Annotated in this window: 9 protein-coding genes and 1 tRNA gene; 3 read left to right on the top strand and 7 right to left on the bottom strand. The window is 42.3% G+C overall.

The features are described from left to right. Window positions 1-1,102 precede the first annotated feature (1,102 nt). On the top strand, window positions 1,103-1,267 hold the full coding sequence (locus tag F6K49_RS19490) for a hypothetical protein (RefSeq protein WP_158069714.1): 165 nt from the start codon (window positions 1,103-1,105) through the stop codon (window positions 1,265-1,267). Continuing rightward, complete coding sequence (locus F6K49_RS19485; protein WP_293067726.1) at window positions 1,264-2,271, top strand: glycosyltransferase; 1,008 nt, start codon at window positions 1,264-1,266, stop codon at window positions 2,269-2,271. The genes F6K49_RS19490 and F6K49_RS19485 overlap by 4 nt, the downstream gene beginning before the upstream one ends. A 76-nt stretch (window positions 2,272-2,347) precedes the next feature. Here F6K49_RS19485 and F6K49_RS19480 read toward each other — a convergent pair whose 3' ends face one another. After that, on the bottom strand, window positions 2,348-3,586 hold the full coding sequence (locus F6K49_RS19480; protein ID WP_293021112.1) for a DUF445 family protein: 1,239 nt from the start codon (window positions 3,584-3,586) through the stop codon (window positions 2,348-2,350). A 488-nt stretch (window positions 3,587-4,074) separates the two neighbouring features. Here F6K49_RS19480 and F6K49_RS19475 point away from each other — a divergent pair, with 488 nt between their 5' ends. Continuing rightward, window positions 4,075-5,169, top strand: a complete 1,095-nt coding sequence (locus F6K49_RS19475; RefSeq protein WP_293099287.1) for a RuBisCO accumulation factor 1 — start codon at window positions 4,075-4,077, stop codon at window positions 5,167-5,169. A gap of 85 nt (window positions 5,170-5,254) precedes the next feature. Here the strand turns inward: F6K49_RS19475 and F6K49_RS19470 are convergent, their stop codons facing one another. The 6 genes from F6K49_RS19470 to F6K49_RS19445 form a co-directional block, all read right to left on the bottom strand. Further along, the gene (locus F6K49_RS19470; RefSeq protein ID WP_293021108.1) at window positions 5,255-5,902 is read right to left on the bottom strand and encodes a class I SAM-dependent methyltransferase; all 648 of its coding nucleotides are present in this window, start codon (window positions 5,900-5,902) and stop codon (window positions 5,255-5,257) included. A gap of 527 nt (window positions 5,903-6,429) precedes the next feature. Beyond that, window positions 6,430-6,513: transfer RNA gene (locus F6K49_RS19465), tRNA-Leu, on the bottom strand. Further along, entirely contained in the window at window positions 6,492-7,361 is an 870-nt protein-coding gene (locus tag F6K49_RS19460) for a M48 family metallopeptidase (protein ID WP_293067721.1), read from the bottom strand. The genes F6K49_RS19465 and F6K49_RS19460 overlap by 22 nt, the downstream gene beginning before the upstream one ends. 212 nt (window positions 7,362-7,573) lie before the next feature. Beyond that, on the bottom strand, window positions 7,574-7,930 hold the full coding sequence (locus F6K49_RS19455) for an iron-sulfur cluster assembly accessory protein (RefSeq protein WP_070394331.1): 357 nt from the start codon (window positions 7,928-7,930) through the stop codon (window positions 7,574-7,576). Between the two features lie 252 nt (window positions 7,931-8,182). Continuing rightward, window positions 8,183-9,361, bottom strand: coding sequence for a tetratricopeptide repeat protein (locus tag F6K49_RS19450; RefSeq protein WP_293021104.1), 1,179 nt, complete (start codon window positions 9,359-9,361; stop codon window positions 8,183-8,185). Between the two features lie 456 nt (window positions 9,362-9,817). Continuing rightward, a complete protein-coding gene (locus tag F6K49_RS19445; protein ID WP_293021103.1) occupies window positions 9,818-10,657 on the bottom strand; it encodes an alpha/beta hydrolase in 840 nt (279 codons plus the stop codon). Window positions 10,658-10,705 lie beyond the last annotated feature (48 nt).

Genomic DNA, 10,705 nt, shown 5'->3' with positions numbered 1-10,705 from the left:
CCCACCAGCTCCCAGTTGGTTGATAATTTTGTAGCGTCCGCCTACTAGGGCTTTTGCGGGTTTTGTCTCTCCAGATAAGGGGCTCATCGAGGGGTTAGTGATGACTACCTAATTATGATTCCAAATTTAGCTAATATACCATTGATTTGGATCCTAGAGCTAGTTAGATCACAAAGAAAGTTAACATTACCGATTGTTGAATTCGCCCTCAACTTCCTCAACGTTAACTTTTTCCTTGACTATCGGACATTAATAGACTTGTCCCTTAATAAGGGAAAGTAAGGATAAGTGACTCAAATGAGGGAGTAAGCTGTCACCCATTTAAATTGTGAATGGGGGCTGATGGGGGGATGGTCAGATGGGGAGATGGTCAGAGGGTAGACCGGCTTTTGCACAAGTGGCTCCATGGGAAATTTCAATAGAGCTCTGCGGAAAATACTCAATACCTCTGTGCAACTAGCTCTAAAAACGCGATCGCCAATTTCAATTACCAGTCAGTTTCTAGCTAAAAATAGGTACTTGAGCTAATTGATGTTAATAAATCAGCCTTTTTTTTTAAGAGGGTTATACTCATTGTTTATTTCGACAAAAAAAGCAATCAATTATTATAACGCCATTATATTGGGGGTATTAGTGCCCCAAATCTTAATCTCACTAACCAAAAAATACTGCTAATTATCTGTTCATACTTCCTGGGATTCTTTATCGATGATGTTTTGACAAACATCAGATGCACCCATCACCAACCAAGATGCGCTGCTCTACATGGATTTGAAATTGACCATAGCTGAACAAAATCCCATCAGAGTGCATAATACCCCATAAGACCAGTATTAAACCAGCCTTAAAACCCCCTACCCCCTTTTAAAATTACCAGTTCGTCGAGTATGCTATGGCTATAGCCTTTTGCCAGGAAAGTAGCTTGGTCGCAAGACAAGCGGTTGCTGAGGTCTACTTTCTGAGATCTTCTTCTAAAAGTCGTGCAAGCGATGCAGCGCGGTCTTGAGGGTTTCCCCAATGAGCGACTGCATCAAGACAAAGCGTAAAAAGTACGGCTGGCGATCGCCTTTTAGCTCTTAGCTCAGAGATTACCTCTGGGAGGATGTATGTCAGTCGATCAAATCATTACCTGAAACCAGTATTTCCCGACCAGACGTTTATAGAAGCAAACGTTTATAACTTAATCCAAGACTACCAACCGGATAATGCCAGCAAACTTTGGTCATTACTAGATTTCCATCTATGGTATAAAGAATTTATTTCATGAATACATCTGTCTCAGTAGTTATCACCACCTTTAATAAAGCCCAGTACCTCGAACAATCAGTAAAGAGTGTACTAGCGCAAACATTTTACCAGATTGAATGCATTATTGTAGATGATGGCTCTACCGATAATACCCGCAAAGTTGCTGATCAGTTAGTCCACTACCACCCACAGATACAGTACTTTTATAAAGACAATGGAGGTATATCATCTGCTCGTAATTTTGGCGCTGATAAAGCCACTGGAGAATGGATTCAATTCTTAGATGCTGATGATTGGATTCATGAAGATAAGATCAGATTCCAATTGAGCTGTTTAGAGGGAACTGGTGATAATGGTGATAATATAGTATTTTACTCAGACTATGAACGGGTCTATGTTGATCAAAACGAAAACATTATTGAAACCAAGCCTAATCCTGTTGGTTCTATCACCAAAGAACAGCTAATCCAACGACTACTAATCTGTCCAGATTTTCTGGCAGACTCTCCTTTTCCCTTGTTACAGCAATCGATGCTGTTCAAGAAAAAACTCTTAGACCAGAGGAATTTTGATACTCGCTTGAAAGCCTGTGAGGATCGAGAATGGGTATTAGAACTTCTGCAACGGAACGTCAGATTTATCCATACTCCAATCATCGGAGCCTATTATAGAAAACACCGCTTCAATCTCACCGATAATAGCTCACTGATGCGGGAGTCTTACATTAAGTATTTTGAAATTGTCTTGACAAATCACCAAAAATTAGTTAGCTTATGCCAGAAAAGTATTAAGTATTTGATAGAAAAAAGTTTTGAGGAAAAAGACCAGGAAAGTTTTCCCAGATTAGCTAAATTAGTGGAATTACCAGTGTATCTGCTCAATGGCAAAATTAAAGTTAATCATCGTTGGTTATTAAATTTACTTTATTGGCTCAGAACGATGATACCAAACTTTTTACTATACGAAAGATACCGAGGGCCCCGTTCTCGTAAACTTTTATCCATCATTAGCCGTCGGTCTTAGCATATGGGATAAACCTCCCGTTGCGTAGAATCAGGCTCAGGATAAATCCTAGAGAGCATCCTGATTAAATTCCTGATTAAATTCCTCCTGTCAACAGCAGCAAGACTGTTTGAAATAGCCCCACCATCACTCCTAAAATACCCCCTAAATTCACAATAGCTTGTAATTCACTTTTCACTAAAGTCTGAATCGTGATTTCCATATCTTTTGGAGAAGTAGCGTTTACCCGTTCAACAATCACCTCATCAATAGATAAAATCGGAATCACTTCAGTCATAATTTTTTCCAAATCCTCCTCCAGGTAGCGCTCTATAACCAAGGCGAGTTCCTTGCTAATCATTGCCAAGGATGTAGTCATAATTGCTGACTCTCGGAGCCGATTAACAATTAACACAGACACCTTTTCCCAGTCAATAGATTGATTTAATCCTTGTATAAATCCAGCACCCCCCTCTTGAATATAAGCACGCACCGAATCCCGCAGAGTTTTCCGTAACTGTCTCACTGTTGACAAAGGCAGATTTTGCAATGAGACATTTTGCAACCATTCCCGCAAGCGATCGCGAGTTCCTAGAGCCACAATTAACTCTTCGATGCGAGCATTAGTCGCTTCTTTCTCGTCAAGGCAAAAGCTTCGCAGGCGGATCAAAGCATTGCGCAGACCAAATAAATTTGCCACCACCCAGTATGTCCCACTAGACTTTTCCCGAAAGTCTTCATCAATGATTTGAATGTTGCGGTCAGTTAGGAAATCAATAACTGCCTGTCGCAAAATATCTGGAGGGAGTACTACTTTTAAGATCCACTCAGAAAGCTTCCGAGCTTGTTCTTGATCCAGTTTAAACTCCAATAAAATCTGGTCAAAAACATGGTTAAGTTGGGCTTCTAGGAAATCCTTACGACGAGCTAAGACTTTGAGCATACGTGGCAACGATTCCCCGATCAAGTCTCGGAGAATCCCAGCAAGAATATGAGCTGTTTTCTGTTGCTTATCCGACCGGACTTGATCTAGCGCTAAGTTTAATAGCCACAAGATCGCTGCTTCCACACGTTCAGTATGCAGCAGACGCTTTGCCAGACGCTGTAACTCTGTTGGCGTCAGCAGAGACCCCATAATAGTGTCAGCCACTCGCTTAGCCAGCCGTTCCTGGTTGCGGGGAATTAAACCTGGTGTAAAAGGTAGCTGACGCTTACCGATGTAAATTGGTCTGTAGGGACGGAACAACATTTTGATGGCTAAATCATTGGTGAAATAGCCAATAATTCCCCCAGCTATAGGAGGAACAAACAACAAGAACAAGTTAAACAGATCCAAAACAAAAATCGAGTTGTGTAGAACTTAAAAAGCAGGTAATCTGCAAGTTTAAAGTATGATGGATAAAGTCAGAAGTGTACAATAGTTATAGCATTTCTTAAATAGGTGAGGTACCCCGCCCTTGGGGGAGTAGGGAATAGGGAATAGGGAATAGGGAATAGGGAACAGCGAATATGGAATAGGGAATAGGGAACAGCGAATATGGAAAAAATCCTGTCTACCTCATTACTATAAAAACCGCTATATATGGCTGCGGTTCCTTAACAATTAGTAGGTTTGAGGATTAATTTAAAGATGCACCATCCCTCACCTTTATCCTTGCTGCCTTTACACTTACTATCTTCATCTTTTATACTTCAAGAATTGATTTCATGCCCAATATCTATTGTAGGCTTTTTCCAAAAGTGACATCCTCCCACACTAAACCCTAACGGGATATAATACACATTGCCGTTGATGGCACGGTTCGTTTTCTTTTTGTTTAAACCATGACTGAAGTACCACCAGGCTCTCCTGAAAGTCACCCTCAAACCAATTCAGAACAGATAAATGCTGAAGATTTATTAAACTTACTGCGGCGCAAAGAACGCAACTGGGTGGAGTGGGGTAAAGCCTGTCAGCAGCTACAAAAAGCTGGCTACAGTTCTCAGGTAATTTTTGAAGAAACTGGGTTTGAGCCAATTCAACAGAATCAAGTGATGGTGGCATCTCAGGTTTACACAAGTTTGATTACAGTGGGGGTGTCCGATGAAGTGCGATCGCGTTTTGAGACTAGCGGTAGCGATTCCCTGTACGAGTTGCGGATTCTCACCCAAGAAGAACGAGCTGCTGCTGCTGAATTTCTCGTTGCTAGAAACTTGAACTCCGAAGGAGCCCATGAAGTTGCCAAAGCAATCAAGACCTTTTCCCGCAGAAGCCGTCCACCGGAGGGATTCACCAATCATCCTGGTGATGCTGTTGCCTATCAGTATTGGAAACTTGCCAAACAACACAATGATTTGCAAGAACGTTCTCGTTTGATTGCTCGAGGCTTGATGTTTGCTCATACTCAACAAGCCCGGCAACAAATCGAAGAATTACTCACAGGAATCTTTGGTAGCACTCAGCGTCCAGCTCCCAGATTACCCATATACCGCCTCGAAGCTGAAGAAGATTTACCCCGCTTGCTTCCCGTAGTAGGATCCTTACCCCTGACAATAGCTGATCTCAACCAGGTTCCTAAAACTGACTATACCGGTGCTTTCAGTATAGTTAAAGGGCTTCGAGAGCAGACGTTCGTGGCAGTACCCGGCTGGCAGGTAGTTTTGAAGGCACAAGATCCAGTGGTGATTTTGTGTAACAGTAATCAGCTGCCTATTCAACAGAATAACAAATCTGAAGAGATTTTGCTTATTATTGACCGCTCACAGCAGCAGTGGGATGGGGACAGCTACTTTTTGGTTGAAGAATCAGGACAGTTGGAGATTAAGTGGTTTCCAGATTCTCCTGATGTTAGTTTTTTGGGACGCCTCATCCTAGTATTACGACCGAAAAAAATTCTGGATGAAGCCTTGAGTCAAGATGTCTGGCAAATTGATGAGTAATTAGTCATTAGTTATTAAGTTAGTTAATTTCTGTTTTGTTGACTGTTAAAAATTACCATCAACAAAACCCTTTTTATCAAAAGGCTCAGGTAGTTCGATTAGCCAGTACTGCATAGAATGGATCGCCTATAGTGATCCCAAGCTGTAGCAGAAAAGTAGGAAGCGGCGATGGTCGAGCAACAACCTCAGGCGAACTAAATCCAGGAATAGACTCGTAATAGCTTTTCACTAACTCCACTCGACTTTTCTCGGTCCCATCTCGCCAGGACTGAATCGCCTTTTGAAAAAACATTCGGTTAGAAAAGCTAATAATTGCTATTCCCCCTGGTTTTAAGACACGATGAATCTCAGCAAAAACTTTTTCGGGGTACTGAAGATACTGAACTGAAACAGCAATCAGGACAGCATCAAAGTCTTGGTCAGGCAATGGCAATTGCTGGTTTTGATTCAGGTCTTGGATAAAGTAGTGATTAAGTCTAGGATTTTTGACCAATTCTTCCAGATTCATCCCATGCCCCTCTACATGAGCAAACTCCATATCTTCTGGGAAGTGAGAAACCCAACTGCTCATGAGATCCAGGATTCGCGTGTTGGGTTGTAGTCGTTCCCGGTATAGGTTTACCAGCTGATCGATAAAGCCCTCATCGACATGAGTCACAAACCTTGGAAATGAATAGAATAGAGCATCATCGCTCTCATCCAATTTACTGCGTTGAAGGCGCTGGTCAATCATTGTATGAGCTAATATCTATCTTGTTAAGCTTGTTAAGAATATTATAAAGATTTATTAAGCTTATGGTAAGTATTTCATAGTTTGGTTTAGGACAAAGAATATTTTGAGCCGGTTAGACAGGGTTCTAAAAAAAAAATAGGGAAGAGCATTGATATCTCTTCCCCCTTGTTGATTTTGGTATTGATTTTTGTTGTCTTGATTTTGGTTTTGGAGTGCTTTCCGACTTTCCGATACTTTTTAGCTACCAAAATCTACTTTGCAGATTTTAGCCCACTAATGCAAGCTGCTCTCGCAGCCAGGGGGTATCTCCCAAGGCCAAGATCGGTTTTGTTCCGCTCAAGGCGCATAAATCTGTGTTTAATAGAAAACGCAACCACTATCATTAAAGCTTTGGTTTTCGGCTTCAATTCAAGGAACCAGAATGTTTTCTTTGACACTAGATTCCTAATCAAAGTCTAACATATTTTTGTAGATACTGCAAGATATTTGTAGAAAATCGTCAACAGCTGCTAGCCCCTTAGTTACAGTGGGCGGGGAGAGACTCGAACTCTCATGACCATAAGGCCGCCACATTTTGAGTGTGGTGCGTCTACCAATTTCGCCACCCGCCCGTTTGGGCATCTCCATTATTATAACTAATTAGCTGCTGATTTAACAAGGACTGATAAGATTGAGAACTTGCCCACCGGTCAATTTCTCGCGCCCGTAGTACAGGTAAGGGATGGCTCAGTTGAGAGATCTGCAATTGTTGGAGTACTTGACCCACCTCAGTATCACCCACGCTGTCGTAAGCCCTAGCTTGAGCGATAAACGCATCTAGGTTCAGTTGTGGTGCCAGAGTTGGGGAACCACCAGCCAGTTTCATCAATACAGACATGACCACTCTCGGATTTTGAGTAGCCAGTAAAGCAGCGCGATCGCAACTAAATTCCGCACATCGTAGCCACTCTAACATCTTCTCCTGTATGCTTTGAGCAATGAGCATCCCCCAATTCGGAATTAAACTAGCAGCTAATACCATGATATTGAGCGGTGTCAGGTACACCCCATGTTCACATTTGAGATGACCCAGTTCATGGGCAATAACCGCCTGAATTTCCTCTGGTGTCAGCAGATCAATTAAAGAGGTGTGCAAGACAATGAAAGGCTGCTTACCCCGCATAGCGAAGGTATAGGCATTGGGAGCAGGATTTTGCTGCACATAAAGCTGAGGCGGCTCTAAATCTAAAGTTGTGCAGGCATCTTCGAGTAGTTTATGAAGATGGGGCAGTTGATTTTGCCCCACCAAGACACTAGCAGCGATATTGTTCAGGTAAAAAAACTGTTCCGCCACAGGACCTAGTAAATTTCGCACCACCAAGTCTATCCCTGGCAACTGTTTCAGGGCTGTGGTTGCTTCCAAATCTAGGGGATGACGAAAATGATCTGCCTTCAGACCAAATAGTGATGTTTTAGTCATTAGCTGTTAGTCGTTAGTCATTAGTCATTACTTATTAGTCTAGGACTTACCCAAAATCTCTGGCTCAAGCCTAATCTATTGTAGGGTTACAAGCCTTGCGCCCTAACTAGATATAGCGCTACCTATAAGCGCGAACCTATATAGCGCAACTGCCTAATTCCTCTAGTCCTTGGTGGTGGTCTTGAACTGACAGACTTTCAACTAACAATCCCCTAAACGCTAAACGACTTACCACAGCCACAGCTTTGATTGGCATTGGGGTTGGTGAATTGGAAGCCACCACCAATCATAGCATCGCTGTAATCCAGTACCAGACCGTAGAGATAAAGCAGACTTTTTGGATCACAGATTATTTTGAAGCCATCGTAGTCAAAGATTTCATCATTCTCCCGAATGTTACTAGGTTCTTCAAAATCCATCATGTAAGACAGTCCTGAACAGCCTCCCTGGCGAACACCAACTCGCAGGTAAAGGTCTTTTCCTTGGCTTTGTTGCAGGGCTAAAACATGCTTTAGGGCTTTATCTGTCAGTTGAATACCTTTTTGCTGTGACTCAGTTGCTTGTGCCATTGCTTACGTTTGACTCCTAATTTTGCTTGGTGTTAAGTTGTTGTGCATCGTCAAGAAAGATAATTATCAGGCTGTAACCCAAGATTTAGCTTAGAGTGTCTCATAAACTAGATGCTTTACAGCTTATAGGTAAATCGGCTCTGCCAGTTCACAGTTTTGCTGTTTATCGATAATTATCTAATTGTCGTTAAATGGAAATTATTGGGGGTTTGAATCTTTATTGTAACGAGTCTTTAGGCTACCAGGCATTAATCATTCTACGTTATGGTTTATCGTTCCACCGTGACTAAGATACTGGCTAATCTCTTCTTCACTAACTCGGTAACCACAGTTAATGATCATCTTGTGTACTTGTTGGCTGCACTGCACCCCTTGCTCAGATATACCCAGACAGTTATAAACTGTCCTGAGTTGAGAAAATTCAGCCTTTTCATGGAACAAGCTCTCCCCCTCCCCAGGATGGGCGATTTCTTGCCAAAGTCTTAAGGCTTGTAAGTGATACGCTAAGGCATGGGGGTAATTTCCCAAGTGGTAGTGAACCGCTCCGATATAATCCAAGCTTCTGGTGTTACCATGAAGTGATTTACTCAGTTGCTGACCAATCTCCAAAGCTTGATGATAGAAATCCAATGCCCGTAGTTCCTCACCTAGTCGGAAGTAAACTGTGCCAATCCTCTCAAGAGTAGTTAACTTGCGACTAGAGTAACGAGAGGATGTTTTTTTTTCGTGAATGGTTAGGGCTTGCTCCAAGACAGCAAGAGCTTGACGGTATCTTCCAAGCTGGGTATAAGCTTCCCCTATATTTTCCAGTGCTCTGCCTTCGCCCTCAACTGAATTGCCTAAGTTTTGAAAAATCTTCATGGCTTGGCGAAAGCATCTCAGAGCCAGCACTGGTTGATGCCAGCTATTGTGAATTTCCCCTAGGTGATTAAGTATTTTAGCAATTTCTGAGTGATCTTGAGTTTTTTGGAAAATCCTCAATGCTTTTAGATAAACCTTAAATGCCTTATCATCCTGGTTAGTCTTGCAATAAGCCATTCCGAGATGATGAAGAATGACCCCTACACTCTTGGGCGAACCAACATCATTGGCCATTTGTAAACTTTGCTGGAGACACTTGATGCCCCAGGCATACTCTCCCAAACGGCAATGAACTAACCCAATGCGTTTGAGAGTATCCACTTGACCAGTCAAATCTTCGTTAGTTTGACAAATTGCTAAGGTGTTTTGCAGTGTTTTTAGTATATTTTTTAACTTACTTTGGCGATACTTACAAGCTTGAGGCTGGAAAGGGTCATCTCCTGCAGTCTTGTTTTGGTGTTGCTTGACTTCCGTTTCAACTAGATTCTGAACCAGATCTGCCATATTAATATTGCTCCCTGATGTAGATGGGGGAGGGATGATGGAGCCAAATAAACTTGAGTAGCCCATCTCCCTTGCTCATTTTCAGCAGTTATGTCTCTGTTCTAACTCGGTTACCAGAGATAATATTACTCACAACTTGCTGTAAATTCCTAAATATATTTTTCAGTAAGTTAAGGAAATTACTGAGCTATTAATAAAAATTAACATCAGTAGCCTGGGCACACTAATCTGGAAAGACCTAGTTGCCGTCATACATACTAGCTTATTTCCCCATCTCCCCGTCAGCCCATTGCCGATGATAGCCCATTGCCGATGATACTATCTTGAAGCGAACTCACTATCAAAATCTTTCCGGAGAAGGGTCACACCTAATCGAATAAGGAAGTAGTAGATGCACCCTGATCACCGCCCCCAGCTTTTACAGGTTGGGGGTTTCCTGATTTTTTAACCTATTCCTGTGGTGTTGAGTATTCTGAGCACTAACCACTTATTTCACCCGAAGAGTACTAATTTCTTTAAGCCTCAGCTCACACAAATAAACTCCAGTACCTGCTCTAGATAAACCCCTGGAGCCTCCAACATCGGAAAGTGAGCTGTATCAGGAATTTCAACATACTTGACGTTTTGACTTAATTGTGATGCTCTACGCCCTAGTGCTGAAGGAATAATTTTGTCGTATTCACCAGAAACTAGCAGGGTTGGCACCTTTAACTGAGCGAACTTATTAGGCATTACCTCAGCCGCATACTTACTAACCGCAGTCAGCATTGTTCCCAAAGCTGCTTCATAATCAGCCATTAGGTAATCTGCCAAAAAAACCCGGCTCACTGCCCTAGGTAGGGGATGGTGCAAAAATCGCATCATGAACACGGTACCGGCTAAGGGAATATTTAACAACCAACCGGGGCGGAACTTAACTACTAACTCACCAACTTTGTGAAAAGCGGTGAAGGATTTCTCGTCATAATCAAAAATACCGCTATTATTCAAAATTGCCTGTTCAACCCGCCCAGGATAACGATTGAGAAACATTGTAGCAGCAGATGCCCCTAGGGAGTGGGCATTGATATAGATACGATCAAGTCCCAGGGTATCTAACAACACCACTAAATCTTCAGCATAGTCCTCCATCTCATAGGTCAAGTTTGTCCCCTGTTGGGGCAATTTTGACCGACCAAACCCCCTTAGGTCATATAGGAGGCAGTCAAAAGTATTGGATAGAGCTTTAGCGGTACTTTCCCAGTAGCGAGACGAGCCACACCAGCCATGGATAAAGACCATCACAGGTTTATTTCCACAAGGTGTTGACTTCTTTACCCATTCATAGTAGTGTTCTACACCCCGAATTTGAATGTAAGGCATTTTGTGATCTTTGTCCTTTGTTAATTGAAAATCAACAATCAACAATTA

It is taken from the genome of Moorena sp. SIO3I6 (genome assembly GCF_010672095.1).
The sequence above is the reverse complement of the archived record's forward strand: the minus strand, read 5'-3'. Positions and strand labels throughout refer to the sequence as shown.

What these genes read in the sequence shown, in the direction of transcription:
- F6K49_RS19475 (WP_293099287.1), top strand. Translation starts at nt 4,075, where the DNA reads ATGACTGAAGTACCACCAGGCTCTCCTGAAAGTCACCCTCAAACCAAT.
- F6K49_RS19460 (WP_293067721.1), bottom strand. Translation starts at nt 7,361, where the DNA reads ATGACTAAAACATCACTATTTGGTCTGAAGGCAGATCATTTTCGTCAT.
- F6K49_RS19470 (WP_293021108.1), bottom strand. Translation starts at nt 5,902, where the DNA reads ATGATTGACCAGCGCCTTCAACGCAGTAAATTGGATGAGAGCGATGAT.
- F6K49_RS19490 (WP_158069714.1), top strand. Translation starts at nt 1,103, where the DNA reads ATGTATGTCAGTCGATCAAATCATTACCTGAAACCAGTATTTCCCGAC.
- F6K49_RS19445 (WP_293021103.1), bottom strand. Translation starts at nt 10,657, where the DNA reads ATGCCTTACATTCAAATTCGGGGTGTAGAACACTACTATGAATGGGTA.
- F6K49_RS19455 (WP_070394331.1), bottom strand. Translation starts at nt 7,930, where the DNA reads ATGGCACAAGCAACTGAGTCACAGCAAAAAGGTATTCAACTGACAGAT.
- F6K49_RS19485 (WP_293067726.1), top strand. Translation starts at nt 1,264, where the DNA reads ATGAATACATCTGTCTCAGTAGTTATCACCACCTTTAATAAAGCCCAG.
- F6K49_RS19450 (WP_293021104.1), bottom strand. Translation starts at nt 9,361, where the DNA reads ATGGGCTACTCAAGTTTATTTGGCTCCATCATCCCTCCCCCATCTACA.